Genomic DNA, 15,680 nt, shown 5'->3' with positions numbered 1-15,680 from the left:
GGAGAGAGCCTGATGAAGATCGCGATGATCGGCGCGGGGTATGTCGGCCTGGTCTCCGGTGCGTGCTTCGCCGATTTCGGCCACACGGTCTGTTGCGTCGACAACGATCCGGCCAAGATCGAGGCGCTCGAGCAGGGGCGTATCCCGATCTTCGAACCGGGCCTCAACACGCTGGTGGCCGACAATGTCCGCCAGAACCGGCTGACCTTCACCACCGACCTGACGAGCGCGGTCGCCGCCGCCGATACAGTGTTCATCGCGGTGGGTACGCCGTCCCGGCGGGGCGACGGCTTCGCCGATCTCTCTTACGTCTATGCGGCGGCCCGCGACATCGCCGCAGCGCTCACCGGCTATACCGTGGTGGTGACCAAATCCACGGTTCCCGTCGGCACCGGAGACGAGGTCGAGCGCATCATCCGCGAGGCGCGGCCCGATGCCGATTTCGCCGTGGTGTCGAACCCCGAATTCCTGCGCGAAGGCGCCGCGATCGGCGATTTCAAACGTCCGGACCGCATCGTGATCGGGGCCGATGATGCCCGCGCGGCCAGCGTCATGAACGAGGTCTACCGCCCGCTCTATCTCAACCAGGCGCCGATCCTAGTCACGGGCCGCCGCACGGCGGAACTGACGAAATACGCCGCCAACGCGTTCCTCGCGACCAAGATCACGTTCATCAACGAGATCGCCGATCTCTGCGAGCAGGTCGGCGCCAACGTCCAGGAGGTCGCGCGCGGCATCGGCCTCGACAATCGCATCGGCTCGAAATTCCTGCATGCGGGTCCGGGCTATGGCGGCTCCTGCTTCCCCAAGGATACGCTGGCGCTGGTGAAGACCGCGCAGGATTGCGGCACGCCGATCCGGCTCGTGGAAGCGGTGGTCGCCGTCAACGACCAGCGCAAGCGGGCGATGGCGCGCAAGATCGTCACCGCCTGCGGCGGCTCGGTGAGGGGCAAGACCATCGCGCTCCTCGGCCTCACCTTCAAACCGAATACCGACGACATGCGCGACGCGCCGTCCCTGTCCATCGTCGCCGGCCTGCAGGATGCCGGCGCCCGCATCCGCGCGCACGACCCGGAGGGGATGGAGGGCGCGAAGCACCTGATGCCCGACATCGCCTATGCAGACGACCCCTATTCCTGCGCCGAAGGGGCGGACGCCCTCGTCATCGTCACCGAGTGGAACGCCTTCCGCGCCCTCGATTGGGCGCTGCTCGCCGACAGCATGGCCGCCCGGGTGGTAGTGGACCTGCGCAACGTCTACCGGGGCGAGGACGTGGCCCGCCACGGCTTCCACTATGTCGGCATCGGCGTGCCGACGCCGGAGGCGTGAACCGCCCGCGGGATCAGAGGATGAAGTCGCTCGCCTGAAGGCCGCCGACGATGGCCTTCAGCAGGATCTGGAAATCGGCCCGTCCGTTCCCGTCGACATCGCCTTCGAGGAACGTGGAGCTTCCGGACACCCGCATATGCAGGTCTCCGGCTTGGGCGAGGGCGGCATCGCCGATGAAAGTGAAGCCCTGGTCGCCCTCGGCACCGGTCACCGCCTGGATCGCCGAGAGGTCGATCCGGTCCTGGCCCAAAGCAAAATCCGTGATCGTGTCGTAAGTCTTGCCGGCAAGGCTGTCCGAGATGGCCCGGAAGGCGAAGGTGTCGTTGCCGACGCCGCCCGTGAGCGTATCCTTCCCCACGCCGCCCACGAGGATGTCGCCGCCACCGCCACCCTTGAGCTTGTTCGCCGCATCGTTGCCGAGAAGCACGTTGTCGAGCGTGTTGCCGGTGCCGTTGATGGCCGCGTTCCCCATCAGGGTCAGGTTCTCGATGAACTGCTTACCGAGGGAGAAGGACATGGAGGCTTCGACGCGGTCGGTGCCCGCCATCGGACGCTCGAACACCCGGTCGCCGATATTGTCGACGATGTAGACGTCGTCGCCACCGCCACCGGTCATCGAATCCGCCCCGGCATAGCCATCGAGGAGATCGGCGTATTTCGATCCGGTGATGGTGTCGTCGCCCGAGAAAATCGCGGCCCGAACGCTCCCGGCATCCTGCTCGCGATAGATGAGAGCCTGATCAGCCGTGATCGCGAGACCCTGGATCTCCAGCAAGGTGCTGTCCCCGAAGTACAGGGTGACGCCGTTGGTCACGCCGGTGGCGGGGTAGGGGCCGGCCTCGTAGGAGAAACCGGAGCCGACGATGTCGAAGAAGATGTCCTCGCTCAGCGAGGCGCGAAAACCCGTCTCGACCTGATGGGAATAGCTGACCTGATCGTCATACGAATAAATGTCGATCGTATGCGCATCCAAGGGCAGCGAGGATTTGATCGTAACCACGGACGCGTTCTCCATCACCTTGCCCGCCCGTTCCCCGAGAGGAGCGGGCGGTGTCGATGATGTGATTGCAACCGAAACCTGAGAAAGGCTTAAGGCCGAGCATCCGCCCTGTGGGCGGAGCGGTCGGTCGCCGCAGCATGACGCTGCACTTCATCCCGAGCGGTACGCCGCCTCCGAGCCTTACCCGGAGGCGGCATTTCTCACGCCGCCGCGTCGATGGCCGTAGAGGCGCGCCGCACCTTGCGGTCCATGCCGTCGAGGAAGGCATGAGCGTCTTCCTTGCGCTCGAAGACGTGCGGGGCGAGGCCGCGATTGTTGAGCGCTTCTTCCATCTTGAGACGCAGGAAGGCGCTCGTCGCGTAGCGCGTGGTGGTGAGATAATAGTTCGCCGACAGGTATTGGATCATGCTGGCGTAATCGTCGTACAGGTTCTCGTTGATGCGGAACCCGTCATGGTTGACCACCGAGTTGACCCGCTGGCCGGCCTTCTTACAGGCATCGACCAAGACCTTGCGCAGGTCGTCGATGTCGCTCTTGATGCGGGCGTGCCAGCCTTCGAGGTTGAGGAAGAGGATGTTGCGCTCGGCGTCGTAGCTGACCCGTTCCGGCAGGTTGAGGTTGAGGAGATCCGAGAGCAGTTCCATCGGCTCGTCCCGGAACAGCCTCGCATCCATCTGCGCCGGGTGCTTGATGATCGGCATGAAGCCCATATGGGGCAGGATATCGCGCTCGATATCGATGCCGGGTGCCACCTCGATGAGTTCGAGTCCTTCGTCCGTCAGCTGGAAGACGCAGCGCTCGGTGACGTAGATCACCGGCTGAGAGCGCTTCTGTGCATAGGGGCCGCTGAAGGTGATCTGCTCCACCTGGGGCAGGAATTTCTGCGAGCGTCCCTCGGTGACGATTTTGAGCTTGCCGTCTTCGATCGTGGTCTCCAGGCCGCCCACGGTGAAGGTGCCGGCGAAGACCACGCTCCGCGCGTTCTGGCTGATGTTGATGAAGCCGCCGCAGCCGTTGAGCTTGCCGCCGAACGCACTGGTGTTGACGTTGCCGTGCTGGTCGCACTCGGCCATGCCGAGGCAGGTCATGTCGAGACCGCCGCCATCGTAGAAGTCGAACATCTGGTTCTGGTCGATGACGCAATCGGCATTCGTCGCCGCGCCGAAGCTCGACCCGGACGCGAGCACGCCGCCCACGGCCCCGGCCTCTGTGGTGAGGGTGATGTAGGGCGTCACCTTCTCCTCGTTGGCCACCGCCGAGATACCTTCGGGTGCGCCGACGCCGAGATTGACCACGCCGTTCGGCGGCAATTCGAAGGCCGCGCGGCGGGCGATGATCTTGCGGGCGTCGAGCTTCATCTTCTTCATGCCGCTCACCGGCACGCGGATCTGGCCGGCCAGCGCCGCGTCGTGCTGTACGCCGTAATTCATGCGGTGCATCTCGGGCTCGGCCAGCACCACGCAATCGACGAGGATGCCCGGCACCCGCACGTCCTTGGGCAGCAGGAAGCCGTCATCGACGATGCGCTCCACCTGCGCGATGACGATGCCGCCATTGTTTCGCGCGGCCATGGCCTGGGCCAGGCAGTCGAGGGTGAGAGCCTCCTTCTCGAAGGAGATGTTGCCGGCCGGGTCCGCCGAGGTGCCGCGGATGAAGGCGACGTCGATCTTGGTGGCGGTGTAGAACAGCCATTCCTCGCCATCGACCTCGACGAGCTTGACGATCTCGTCCGTCGTCACCTCGTTCACGCGGGCGCCGCCATGGCGCGGATCGACATAGGTATGCAGGCCGACCTTGGAGAAGAGGCCGGGCTGGCCGGCGGCGCAGGCGCGGTAGAGCTGCGAAATCACGCCCTGGGGCAGGTTGTAGCCGACGATCTTGTTGTCCTGGGCGGCCTTGGCCACTTTCGGCATGCGGCCGAAATTGGCGGCGATGACGCGCTTCAGCAGGCCCTCGTGGTGAAGGCGGCCGGTGCCGAGGCCTTTGCTGTCGCCGGCGCCGGCGGTCATGATCAGGGTCAGGCCGCGCGGGGCGCCCGTGTCGACGAAGCGCTTCTCCAGGGCGGCATGGAGCGCCTCCGGGATGCAGCTCTGGACGAACCCCGTCGTGGTGACGACGTCGTCATGCCGGATGAGGGCGATCGCCTCCTCGGCCGTGATCACCTTATTTTTCTTCATCGACCGGTCTATCCTCAGAGCGCCTCCCGCATCCCGGCCCTAACGCAAGTGATATTTTGCATAATGCCGTGGATGAGGAAGTCTTGTTTGGCGCAGGCAGCGTAAAGATACGGTCCAGTTTTCGCAAGGGTCCGGTCTAGCGCCAGTCGCGGCGTTCGCGTCTTGTTGCAGTGCAGCGTTAGCGCGAGTTTTCATGTCCGGACTGCCGGCATTTCCAGTGATCAGTGAGGATTGCGTCTAATCCTGAGGGCTCGCCGTCATTGGCTGAACACTTGTGCGGTGCGGGAAGGTCGAAAGTATTCAACATTTCGAATTTTGGTGGCGATTCGTTCCACCGTTGTCGGTCCCAACCTCGTTTCTGTCATTCGAACGCACGACGTTGGGGCGGTTCGTCGCTGGTCCGCGTTCGTCACGAGAGCTTGCCTTGCCGGGAGCCGCCGGGTGACGCAGGCTCGGGGATGCCGGTCCTTCGCCGCGACCGGTGATCCCCCCAACGAAACCATAAGTCGTCGATGATCGTCCGTTCGCGTCCCAATCTCATGGCGGTGCTGTTCACGCTCCAGGGCTCGATCCTGCCGCGGGTCGCGCTGAAGGTGAGTTTCATCACCCTGGCGGCCATCGTCGTCGTGGCTGTCGAGCGGGCTTGGCCCCATCCTTTCCCGATGAGCGCGGGGATCGGGCCTTTCACCCTGGTCGGGCTGGCTCTCTCGATCTTCCTGAGCTTCCGTAACGGCGCCTGCTACGACCGCTGGTGGGAGGCGCGCAAAGCCTGGGGAACGCTGATCCTCGAAGCGAGGGCGTTGGCCCGGCTCCTGACGGCGCTCCTGCCCGAGGAGCGGCACGACGCGTTGCGAAGCCGCGCACTGAAACGCGTGATGGGCTTTGCCAAGGCCCTCCACGCGCAGATGCGGCGCGAGGACGAGGTGGCGGCCGCAACCCCCTGGCTGTCCGAGGCGGAGGCCGCACCCCTTCGCGACCGCCCGAGCATCGCCGATGCCGTGCTCGTGCACCTCACGGCCGATCTCGGTCGGACGCAGCGGGCCGGTGCTCTGACCGACATCCAGTTCGGCTTCCTCGAGCAGAAGATCGCGGCTCTCGGCCAGGTCCAGATCGTGTGCGAGCGCATCCAGGGCACCCCGCTGCCCTTCGCCTATACCCTGCTTCTTTACCGGACGGCCTGGATCTATTGCCTGCTCCTGCCCTTCGGTCTGGCGGGCACGCTGGGCTGGGTGACGCCGCTCGTGACGGCACTCGTCGCCTACACGTTCTTCGGCCTCGATGCCCTCGGAGACGAGTTGGAGGACCCGTTCGGCACCGAGCCCAACGATCTCCCCCTCGACGCGCTGGTCCGCGTCGTGGAGGGGATCGTCCTCGACGCATTGGGGGAGCCCGCGCCGCCGCCTCTCGCGCCGGAGGGCTTCCTCCTGCGCTGAGGCGTGGCGCGAGCGGTGGGGGCTCAGTACTCCCAGAAGATCCGCTGAAGCTCCTTGGTGTCCTGCGTCTTCGTCAGGGCCACGGCGGCGAGGATCTTGGCCTTCTGCGGGTTGAGGTCGTGGGCGACGACCCAATCGTACTTGTCGTCCGGCTGCTCGGCATTGCGCAGGACGAAGCCGTCGCCGACGCGGGACGAACGGATGATCTGCACCCCCTTGGAGCGGATGTCCTTCAGGGTGTCGACGAGGTAGCCGGCCACCGAGCCGTTGCCGGTGCCCGCATGGATGATGGCCTTCGCGCCCGTGGCGACGGCGGAGGTGTAGGGCTCGGGATGCATGTTGCCCGAGCCGTAGACGATGGCGACGTCCGGCAGGCTATCGATGGAATCGATGTCGAACTCGGAGGTGGTGCCGTGGCGCTTCACCGGCGCGCGGAACCAATAGGTCTTGCCCTCCACCACCATGCCGAGGGGGCCCCACTGGCTGAAGAAGGCCGAGGGCTTGATGTTGACGCGCTTGGTGGTGTCGCGTCCGGCCTGGATCTCGTCGTTCATCGTGAGGAGCACGCCCTTGGCGCGGGCATCCTTCGCGCCAGCCACCACCACGGCATCGAGAAGGTTGAGCGCGCCATCGGCCGAGATCGCCGTGGAGGGCCGCATGGAGGCGACCATGACGATGGGCTTGTCGGTCTTCACCACGAGGTCGAGGAAATAGGCCGTCTCCTCCACGGTGTCGGTACCGTGGGTGATGACCACTCCATCCACGTCGTCGCGTTTGACCAGGGCGGAGACCTGCTTGGCGAGCTGAATCAACTGTGCGTTGGTGAAGCTCTCCGAGGCGATCTGGAACGCCTGCTCGCCGCGTACCTCAGCCACCTGTGCGATGGCCGGCACGGCGGCGATGAGCTTATCCACCGGAACCTTCGCCGCCTGATAGGTGGCGCTGTTGGCGGCATCCGCACCCGCGCCCGCGATCGTGCCGCCCGTGGCGACGATGACCACGCGGGGCTTTGTCGTCGCGGCCGGGGCCGCCGCTTCACCGGGTTTGGCCGGTGCCGGGCCTTCGAGAGCGATGGCTGGGAGCGGCGCGAGGGACAATCCGACGCTCAGAGCCAGGGCGAAGGCGATCGGACGACCGGTGGGCCGGTAAGCGGGAGGAACAAGCTGCATCGTGGTATCCTGTCACAGGCGGGAAGACTTCATTGTGGCCGCTCCCCCCGTTCACGCCCAGGCCAAAAAGGCGGCGGTCACAGGCTGTTCCGGCGTCATTCCTTCGACATCGTAACTGGAGGGGCGATCCTGCTGCCCGGCTCGGCCGATCCGGCGCATCCGCCGGCCGCGATCGAAGCATGGGTCCGCTTCACCGATCGGGTAAATGCTTGCAATCGGAATGAAATGGCGAGACTTTCGTGTTGTGGGCTGTCACGGCCCGGTACGACGTACGAGACCCAAGCGCGAGGAACCGATGACGCCGCTTGGGCATCGCGCCGGCCTGATCCGGGGATAGATCGCGTGGTGTATATGGTCGACGCTCCGGAGGAGCATACAGGCTCCACGACGGACCCTTTGCTGCTCGATAATCAGCTCTGTTACGCCCTCTACGCTGCCGCTCACCGGATCACCCGGTCCTACCGCCCGATGCTGGAGCGGATGGGGCTGACCTACCCGCAATATCTGGTCCTCCTCGTCCTCTGGGAGACCGACGGTGTCACGGTGTCGGATATCGGTCGCCGGCTGCGTCTCGATTCCGGAACCTTGACGCCCGTTCTCAAGCGGCTCGAAACCGCAGGTTTCCTGATCCGTCATCGGCGACAGAGCGACGAGCGCGAAGTCGAGATCCAACTGACCCAGCAGGGGCGCGACCTGCGGGCCGAGGCACGGCTCGTGCGGGAATCGGTGATGTGCCAGCTCAACATGTCGGAGCCGGAGGTGCAGGCGATGCGGGCCGACCTGAACGCCCTGATCGAGAACCTGAGCGTCACCGGCTGAAGGCCGTCTCCGGCATGGCCGAGACGCCGTTCGGTCGACCGCCCGTCGTGGTCGCACTGTCACAATCGCGCTGTACGCTCCGTTCCGATATCATCTTATTATCCTATGCTATCGATATGGTTTGCCGGATAAGTTTTACCTTGAGGTAAGCGTTCATTTACCGTTAAAGGCCGGCCACGTCCGGCATCGTGCCATGCGGCGCATCGGGTCTTCCCTTTCTCTCCGCCTGCCCGTTCCCGCGTGCCGGTCCTCACGCCACAGGGCAGGGGTGTTCGATGACCTGGTTGTCGAAAGTTCCGAGTTTGATCGTCGAGGCAGGGAAGCGGCGGGCCGCTGAACTCGAACCGATCACGCGCGGATCCATCGAACCCATGCGGCATCGCGGCGTTCCCCTTCCATGAGTTCAGCCCTGGTGGAGAGTGAGACGGAGCCCCGGCGTCAGGTCGGCGCCTTGCCGTTCCGGCGTCTGTCGGATGGTGGGTTCAAGATTCTCCTGATCACCTCACGGGAGAGCCGCCGCTGGGTGATCCCGAAGGGCTGGCCGATGAAGGGGCGCAAGCCCTACGAGGCCGCTGCGCGCGAGGCCTATGAGGAGGCCGGGCTTCTAGGCGAGATCGGCAAGAGGCCGCTCGGCTTCTACCTCTATGAGAAGCGGCTCAAGAGCCGTGATTTCGTACTCTGCCAGGTGAAGGTCTTCCCCCTGGAGGTCCGCAAGCAGCTGAAGCACTGGCCGGAACGGGGTGAGCGCGAGGATCGCTGGTTCACACCCTCCGACGCGGCCGAGGCTGTCGCCGAATCCGGCCTCGCCGGCATCATTCGCGCGGCGTGCAAAAGGGACACAGGGCTGCTCGTTTCGCCCGTAACGATCAAAGGCGGCGAGAAGTGATTGCCAAGCCGCCTTCGATCCGCTAACTCCCCGCTCGTCGCCGACGCGTCGCGACGATCGGCTGCTGTAGCTCAGTGGTAGAGCACCTCATTGGTAATGAGGAGGTCGACAGTTCAATCCTGTCCAGCAGCACCATTTTCCCGAAAAACCCAGCGTTCGTGCTGCGTCTCCCGCGACTAGGCTTCGTTGCTGGTTGAACGACTTTCGGGCGCGACAGCTTCATTTCTACCTACCGATTCACGTCTTCCAACAGCCTTCACGTGACCGTGCATAGCGCGGTGCCGGAGACGGCAGCATTCGCATCTTCGCCTTTGGTCACGCCTCGGCGAGGGGCATGTTTGAAAAAGGCAGGCGGTCCGACCACTCCTGGCGCTGCCTTGACGCTGTCGCGGCCCAGGGGATAGGGCTACGCCCCGTTGCGGCAGCCAAGCTGCTTGAGTGAAGGCTGAATGTGGTGTGCGGCGGTGCCGCGGGTTTCTCGACAGGGCGGCTTCGGACATGAAAGCGGCGGTGCGAACGGTCGCGCGCGCGGCGCCCCAGATCGATCGCGAGGGTTTCATTGTGAGCTTTGAGCCGGACCATAAGGCACTGGCGATTTCCGGCGCCGACGTTGCCAGCGAGCGGCCCCCGGCCGACGCGGATTCGATCATCGCCGCCTTGGAAAGGGCAGCCGTTGCAGCCTCCGTGTCCCCGCCGTCGCGCAAGATGGTGGGCATGGCCAAGCGTCTCCTCGTCGAACTGCGCGCCTCTTGCCGGGGTCGGGCCGATGCCAAGCCTATGATCCTGCGTGGCCGCGCCGCTCTCAAGGAGGTTGAGGCTGCGTACCGGCCCGACGAGGCGGATGTGACGAAGGATACGGTATCCGCCGAACGTCGCGCCGCGAAGGCCGAAACAGCGAGCCGCCGCGTGGCTGAAGGCGAGGAGGTCTTCGCTCAGAATGCCGAACGCATGCGCAAGATCGTCGGCGCGTTGATCGCTGCCTCCAAGACCGAGGATCCCAGCCGCTTCACGGTCCAGGCCACCTTGTGCCAGCAGATCTGGGACGAGATTGGTCCGGCGGGCGCGGAAGGACCTGCCCTCACCAAGGCTTATCGTAAGGCGACGGCCGCGTTCTGGGCCAAGGCCGGTGTGCCGGATCCCGGCAAGGCCGAGGAATGATGACGTTCTGAGGACCCGGCGGTCGCTATGATGCCGCGCCCCGGGACGTAGGGGTTACGTCCCGGGGCTTTGTGCTCAGGCCCGGCGGATCAGCGTACCGGCGCCGTGGTCGGTGAAGAGTTCGAGCAGCACGGCATGGCTCACCTTGCCGTCGAGGATCACGACCGCCTCGACGCCCTGTTCCAGCGCGTAGATACAGGTCTCGATCTTCGGGATCATCCCGCCCGTAATGGTGCCGTCGGCGATGAGGCGGCGGCAATCCTCCAGGGTGAGGTCGGTGAGGAGCTTCTTGTCCTTGTCGAGTACTCCCGGCACGTCGGTGAGGAGCAGCAGGCGCTTGGCCCGCAGGGCTCCGGCGATGGCCCCGGCGAACGTATCGGCATTGACGTTGTAGGTCTGGCCGTCGGCGCCGAAGGCGACCGGGGCGAGGACCGGGATCAGTTCCGCCTTCAACACCGCGTCGAGGACGCCGCGTTCCACATGCTCCGGCTCGCCTACGAGGCCGAGATCGATCTCCTTCTCGGTCTGGCTCTCCGGGTCGATCACGGTGCGCGTCGCCTTGCGGGCGCGGACCATGTTGCCGTCCTTGCCGCAGAGGCCGATGGCGCGACCGCCCTCGGCCGAGATCCAGCCGACGATCTGTTTGTTGATCGAGCCGGCGAGCACCATTTCGACCACCTCGACGGTCGCCTCGTCGGTGACGCGCAGGCCTCCGCGGAACTCCGACTCGATGCCGAGCCGTCCGAGCATGCGCCCGATCTGCGGGCCGCCGCCATGAACCACGATGGGCTTCAGGCCGGATTGCTCGAGGAGCACGATATCCTCGGCGAAATCTTCCGCCGCGGCGCGGTCGCCCATGGCGTGGCCGCCATACTTGATGACGACGATCTCCTGATCGTAGCGCTGCATGTGGGGCAGGGCCTGGACCAGAACTTCCGCGCGCACATGCACGTTCGGGAGGGCGTCTTTTGCCAGAGATTCTTTCATCGTGAGGCACTGTCCTCGCTACGGCGCCGGATCGGGATGCGCGACGACGCGCTTCTAGCGCAGCGATGTCGCACTGCGAAGCGCCATAGCCGCCAAAGCTCGGAAAAATGGTCCCGTCGTGAAAGGCGGATCGGTGGTGAGGACGGCCAGCACCAAGGGGGGCATAACCGTGCGTTAACCCTGTCCTGTGATCCTTTGGAAGATTGCACAGGACGCTCCCTCCGATGCTTGCCGCGGATACCACCCTCGCCCGTCCGACCCTCACCGGCCTTCGGAATCTGACTGCCGCCCTCGCCCAGATCGGGAAGGACACCGCCTCTCCCGCAGAAGTCTGGCGCAGACTGACCGACAGCTACGTCGTCGATCTCGATGCCGTCGCCAGCATCCTGCCCCGCGCCGAGCCCGAGCCGACCTGGCTCGTACCTCGTAACGAGGACCGCCTCGTCACCCGCCGATCGCGGGCCGACAATGTATCGCTTCGCGCATGAAGCCGAAGTCTTCGCGCCGTGCATGAGAGCCATGTTCGGCCGGGGCCGAGGCCACCTTGCGACAGGTTTGGCATCTGTCATGCTAGACCAAGTCCAATGAAAAACGACGAGGAACGCTCAGGCAACAATCACGCGGCCGCTCGACGCCTGAGCAACACCGCGGACCTTATTCGCCGAACCGAAAAAGGGGTCCGTCATGTCAGAATTGTTAGCCGTCGCCCTCGTTTGCTCCAGCATGATCGCGGCGCAGGATTGCTCCCGCACCACCGCCCTCGACATCATCGTGTCACCTGCGCACACGCCGATGGAATGCATGATCCACGGCCAGACCATGGCGGCTTCCACCTGGAGTGAGGAGGGTGAGAAGCGCTACGTCAGGGTGACCTGCGAGCGGCGCCATGCCGATCTTCGCGGCCTACGCCGGGCGGGCTACGCCGCAGCCATCGTGCTCGTCCCGCGCCACCCGATCTGACCTTGCCCAGCGGCGCGAACCCAGGTGCGATTATGGCCTGACTTCGCACGGCTCGAGCAGGAGCGTCTCGCCCTGTTCGAGGCGGCCGCCGCTGAGCACCTCGGCATAGACACCGCAATCGGTATGGCCGAGTTGCGTCGAGAGGGCCTTTGGGATCGCGAGGTCGCGGAGTCCGGTCGCCGGGTCGACATTCGTCGCCGCACAGCGCTCCGTCCGCTTCGAGACTTGCAGGCGGACGCCGCCTTTTGACGCCAGGACGCGACCGACCAGATCCAGTTCGGCGAACGGCGCGAGCCCGGAAAGGTGAAGGTTCGCGCGGAAGCGCAACGGATCGACGGGCGCTCCCACCATGTCCTCGGTCGCCGCCACGCTGGCTAGATTGAGGAGCGAGACGAAGCCGCGCGCCGAATCCGTGAAGCGGAAGCCTTCCGGCGCGGTGAGCAATTTCGGCGGCCCGCGCAGGGCGTCGGCGAATTCCCTTGCGAAGAACGCTTCCACCGCCTCGCGCCCCTCTGGAACCGACAGGTCCGCCTCGACGGCGCAGCGCCCGTCTTGAGAGATTGTCAGGATCGAACGGTCCGCGTCGTAGCGCGTTGCGAGACGCGCCAGGGCCTCGTTGCGCATCAGCATCAGAAACTTGATCTTGGGCTGGTGCTTGGGAGCCGCCGGATCGAACCCTGACGGCCCGTTCTCGATGGCGAAGAGCCGATCGCCGGGAAAATAGGCTCCGGCCCGTAGCGTCGCCGCGTCCAGACGCTCTGGCGACAGACCCTTCACCGGATAGCGATGAAGCGCCTCGAGGTGCAGTTCGCTTGGGGGCGTCGGCTGGACATTCATCGCGCCAGCTTCGCCCGAAGCTTTCCTGAAGCGCAAGTCCGTGACCGGGTCTTGTGGTGCTCATATGCAACACTACATCGTGAACATCGGCGGCCCTCGCGGCGCCGGTGTTCCCCGGACCATTCGGTCGGGGAGCGACGTCTCGACGGGGCCGCGCCGCTTGGCGGGCGGTGGATCGTCGGCACGGGGGAGAGGAAAGACATGAATTTCGAGATCTATACCGAACGCGCCCGCGGCTTCGTCCAGGCCGCGCAATCCCTGGCCCTTCGCGAAGGCCACCCGCAATTGCAGCCCGGCCACCTCCTGAAGGTGCTCCTCGACGATCCCGAGGGGCTTTGCGCAGGCCTTATCGACCGCGCCGGCGGACAGTCCCGCGTGGCGCTCGCCCAGGTCGAGCAATGGTTGGCCAAGCAGCCCAAGGTTTCGGGCAATTCCGCGCAGCCCCAGGCGACGCGCGAACTCGTGCGCCTGTTCGACACCGCCGAGAAGGCCGCCCAGAAGGCGGGTGATTCCTACGTCACCGTCGAGCGCCTGCTGCTCGCCCTCGCCGTGGAGAAGGACACCGAATCCGGCCGTGCGCTCGCCGCCGCCGGCGTCACCGCCGCGTCGCTGAACGCCGCCATCAACGCGCTCCGCAAGGGCCGCACGGCCGACAATGCCACGGCCGAGAATGCCTACGACGCCCTCAAGAAATACGCCCGCGACCTCACCGAGGCCGCCCGGGAGGGCAAGCTCGACCCGGTGATCGGTCGCGACGAGGAGATCCGCCGCACTATCCAGGTCCTGTCCCGGCGCACCAAGAACAACCCGGTTCTGATCGGCGAGCCCGGCGTCGGCAAGACCGCCATCGTCGAAGGATTGGCCCTTCGCATCGTCGATGGCGACGTGCCGGAGAGCTTGAAGGACAAGAGCCTGCTCGCCCTCGACATGGGTGCGCTGATCGCCGGCGCGAAATATCGCGGCGAGTTCGAGGAGCGGCTGAAGGGCGTGCTCTCCGAGGTCACCTCGGCCGCCGGCGGCATCATCCTGTTCATCGACGAGATGCACACGCTGGTGGGAGCCGGGAAGGCGGACGGGGCGATGGACGCCTCGAATCTGCTCAAGCCCGCTCTGGCACGCGGCGAGCTGCATTGCGTCGGCGCGACCACGCTCGACGAATACCGCAAGCATGTGGAGAAGGACGCGGCCTTGGCCCGCCGCTTCCAGCCCGTCTTCGTGTCCGAGCCCACCGTCGAGGACACGGTCTCGATCCTGCGCGGCATCAAGGAGAAGTACGAGCAGCATCACGGCGTGCGCATTCAGGACGCGGCCCTCGTGGCGGCCGCGACTCTGTCGAACCGCTACATCACCGACCGCTTCCTGCCCGATAAAGCCATCGACCTGATGGACGAGGCCGGGTCGCGCCTACGCATGCAGGTGGATTCGAAGCCGGAGGAGCTCGACAACATCGACCGTGAGGTAGTCCGCCTCAAGATCGAGGGCGAGGCGCTGAAGAAAGAGACCGATTCCGCCTCCCGCGACCGTCTGGTGCGACTGGAGAAGGAGCTGGCCGATCTCGAAGAGCAATCGGCCGCGATCACCTCCCGCTGGAAGGCCGAGAAGGACAAGTTGGGTGCGGCGGCCGAGCTCAAGAAGAAGCTCGACGAGGCGCGCAACGAACTCGCCTCGGCCCAGCGCCAGGGCCAGTACCAGCGCGCGGGCGAACTCGCCTACGGCGTGATCCCTGGGTTGGAGCGGGAGCTCGCCGAGAACGAGGCGGCCGCCGAAAGCGCTGTCGCCCGCGACGGCATGGTGGAGGAGGCGGTGACGCCGGCCCATATCGCGGGCGTCGTCTCGCGCTGGACCGGCGTGCCCGTGGACAAGATGCTGGAGGGCGAGCGCGAGAAGCTCCTCGGCATGGAGGCCGAACTGGGCAAGCGCGTCATCGGCCAGCGGGAAGCCGTCGAGGCGGTGGCCACCGCCGTGCGGCGTGCCCGCGCCGGCCTGCAGGATCCGAACCGGCCGATCGGCTCGTTCATGTTCCTCGGACCGACGGGCGTCGGCAAGACCGAGTTGACCAAGGCGCTGGCCGGCTTCCTGTTCGACGACGACACGGCCCTCGTGCGCATCGACATGTCGGAATACATGGAGAAGCACTCGGTCGCCCGGCTGATTGGCGCGCCTCCGGGCTATGTCGGCTACGAGGAGGGCGGTGCGCTCACCGAGGCTGTGCGGCGCCGGCCGTATCAGGTCGTGCTGTTCGACGAGATCGAGAAGGCGCATCCGGACGTGTTCAACGTCCTGTTGCAGGTTCTCGACGACGGACGCCTGACGGACGGGCAGGGGCGCACGGTGGATTTCCGCAATACGCTGCTGATCATGACCTCGAATCTCGGGTCGGAATATTTGGTGGCTCAGACGGAAGGGCAGGATACGGATGAGGTCCGCGAGGAGGTGATGGGTGTGGTCCGCCATCATTTCCGGCCGGAATTCCTCAACCGCATCGACGAGATCATCCTGTTCCACCGTCTCCGGCGGTCCGAGATGGGGGCGATCGTCGATATCCAGCTCGGGCGCCTCCAGACCCTCCTCGACGAGCGCAAGATCGCCCTCGACGTGGAGCCCGATGCCCGCGACTGGCTGGCCGACAAGGGCTACGACCCGGCCTACGGGGCGCGTCCGCTCAAGCGCGTCATCCAGAAGGCGGTGCAGGACCGGCTGGCCGAGCAACTGCTCGCGGGCCGGATCCATGACGGCGAGGCGGTGCCGGTCCGGCTCGGCCCGTCCGGCCTGATGATCGGCGACGATCCCGCTTTACCGGAGCGGCGTCCGGCGAGCGCCACGCTCAACTGAGGCGAGGTTCGCTTCCATGCTTCCGGCGGGGACCGCCTCCGCCGGAAGCCGATCTTATGGCAGTCGCCGCCACCTCTCGGATAACTTCTGAAT

The 15,680-nt window shown here is 65.6% G+C and carries 13 protein-coding genes and 1 tRNA gene; 9 read left to right on the top strand and 5 right to left on the bottom strand.

The annotated features are described in order from the left end of the window. Positions 1 to 12: 12 nt before the first annotated feature. Positions 13 to 1,329, top strand: a complete 1,317-nt coding sequence (locus ACYQOP_RS03095; protein ID WP_461221096.1) for a UDP-glucose dehydrogenase family protein — start codon at positions 13 to 15, stop codon at positions 1,327 to 1,329. 13 nt (positions 1,330 to 1,342) lie between these two features. On the opposite strand, the gene ACYQOP_RS03090 is transcribed toward ACYQOP_RS03095, so the two are convergent. Both ACYQOP_RS03090 and ACYQOP_RS03085 read right to left on the bottom strand, forming a co-directional pair. After that, positions 1,343 to 2,329 (bottom strand): M10 family metallopeptidase C-terminal domain-containing protein, encoded by a 987-nt coding sequence (locus tag ACYQOP_RS03090; RefSeq protein WP_461221095.1) that lies wholly within the window; start codon positions 2,327 to 2,329, stop codon positions 1,343 to 1,345. A 200-nt stretch (positions 2,330 to 2,529) separates the two neighbouring features. Next, on the bottom strand, positions 2,530 to 4,506 hold the full coding sequence (locus tag ACYQOP_RS03085; protein WP_207410065.1) for an acyl CoA:acetate/3-ketoacid CoA transferase: 1,977 nt from the start codon (positions 4,504 to 4,506) through the stop codon (positions 2,530 to 2,532). A gap of 512 nt (positions 4,507 to 5,018) precedes the next feature. On the opposite strand from ACYQOP_RS03085, the gene ACYQOP_RS03080 reads away from it, so the two are divergent. Beyond that, positions 5,019 to 5,939, top strand: a complete 921-nt coding sequence (locus ACYQOP_RS03080) for a bestrophin family protein (protein ID WP_461221094.1) — start codon at positions 5,019 to 5,021, stop codon at positions 5,937 to 5,939. A gap of 23 nt (positions 5,940 to 5,962) precedes the next feature. On the opposite strand, the gene ACYQOP_RS03075 is transcribed toward ACYQOP_RS03080, so the two are convergent. Further along, positions 5,963 to 7,108 carry a type II asparaginase gene (locus tag ACYQOP_RS03075; RefSeq protein WP_461221093.1) on the bottom strand — a complete coding sequence of 382 codons (1,146 nt, stop codon included), beginning with the start codon at positions 7,106 to 7,108 and terminating at the stop codon, positions 5,963 to 5,965. A gap of 351 nt (positions 7,109 to 7,459) precedes the next feature. Here ACYQOP_RS03075 and ACYQOP_RS03070 point away from each other — a divergent pair, with 351 nt between their 5' ends. The 4 genes from ACYQOP_RS03070 to ACYQOP_RS03055 all read left to right on the top strand — a co-directional run bounded on the left by ACYQOP_RS03070 (position 7,460) and on the right by ACYQOP_RS03055 (position 9,971). Then, complete coding sequence (locus ACYQOP_RS03070; protein ID WP_207410392.1) at positions 7,460 to 7,927, top strand: MarR family winged helix-turn-helix transcriptional regulator; 468 nt, start codon at positions 7,460 to 7,462, stop codon at positions 7,925 to 7,927. 397 nt (positions 7,928 to 8,324) lie between these two features. Beyond that, positions 8,325 to 8,813 (top strand): NUDIX hydrolase, encoded by a 489-nt coding sequence (locus tag ACYQOP_RS03065; RefSeq protein ID WP_461221091.1) that lies wholly within the window; start codon positions 8,325 to 8,327, stop codon positions 8,811 to 8,813. A 60-nt stretch (positions 8,814 to 8,873) separates the two neighbouring features. Beyond that, positions 8,874 to 8,948: transfer RNA gene (locus ACYQOP_RS03060), tRNA-Thr, on the top strand. A 363-nt stretch (positions 8,949 to 9,311) separates the two neighbouring features. Then, complete coding sequence (locus ACYQOP_RS03055) at positions 9,312 to 9,971, top strand: hypothetical protein (RefSeq protein ID WP_461221090.1); 660 nt, start codon at positions 9,312 to 9,314, stop codon at positions 9,969 to 9,971. A 75-nt stretch (positions 9,972 to 10,046) separates the two neighbouring features. On the opposite strand, the gene argB is transcribed toward ACYQOP_RS03055, so the two are convergent. After that, positions 10,047 to 10,958, bottom strand: coding sequence for an acetylglutamate kinase (gene argB / locus ACYQOP_RS03050; protein ID WP_056431748.1), 912 nt, complete (start codon positions 10,956 to 10,958; stop codon positions 10,047 to 10,049). A gap of 224 nt (positions 10,959 to 11,182) precedes the next feature. Here argB and ACYQOP_RS03045 point away from each other — a divergent pair, with 224 nt between their 5' ends. Further along, positions 11,183 to 11,446: a hypothetical protein gene (locus tag ACYQOP_RS03045; protein WP_461221089.1), complete on the top strand. Its 264-nt coding sequence runs from the start codon at positions 11,183 to 11,185 to the stop codon at positions 11,444 to 11,446. Positions 11,447 to 11,642: 196 nt separating this feature from the next. Continuing rightward, on the top strand, positions 11,643 to 11,918 hold the full coding sequence (locus ACYQOP_RS03040; RefSeq protein WP_056431754.1) for a hypothetical protein: 276 nt from the start codon (positions 11,643 to 11,645) through the stop codon (positions 11,916 to 11,918). Between the two features lie 30 nt (positions 11,919 to 11,948). Here the strand turns inward: ACYQOP_RS03040 and ACYQOP_RS03035 are convergent, their stop codons facing one another. Beyond that, positions 11,949 to 12,755: an MOSC domain-containing protein gene (locus ACYQOP_RS03035; RefSeq protein WP_461221088.1), complete on the bottom strand. Its 807-nt coding sequence runs from the start codon at positions 12,753 to 12,755 to the stop codon at positions 11,949 to 11,951. A 201-nt stretch (positions 12,756 to 12,956) separates the two neighbouring features. Here ACYQOP_RS03035 and clpB point away from each other — a divergent pair, with 201 nt between their 5' ends. Next, on the top strand, positions 12,957 to 15,587 hold the full coding sequence (clpB, locus tag ACYQOP_RS03030; protein WP_056431759.1) for an ATP-dependent chaperone ClpB: 2,631 nt from the start codon (positions 12,957 to 12,959) through the stop codon (positions 15,585 to 15,587). The last annotated feature ends 93 nt before the right edge of the window (positions 15,588 to 15,680 follow it).

The organism is Methylobacterium sp. CM6247, assembly GCF_054817925.1.
The sequence above is the reverse complement of the archived record's forward strand: the minus strand, read 5'-3'. Positions and strand labels throughout refer to the sequence as shown.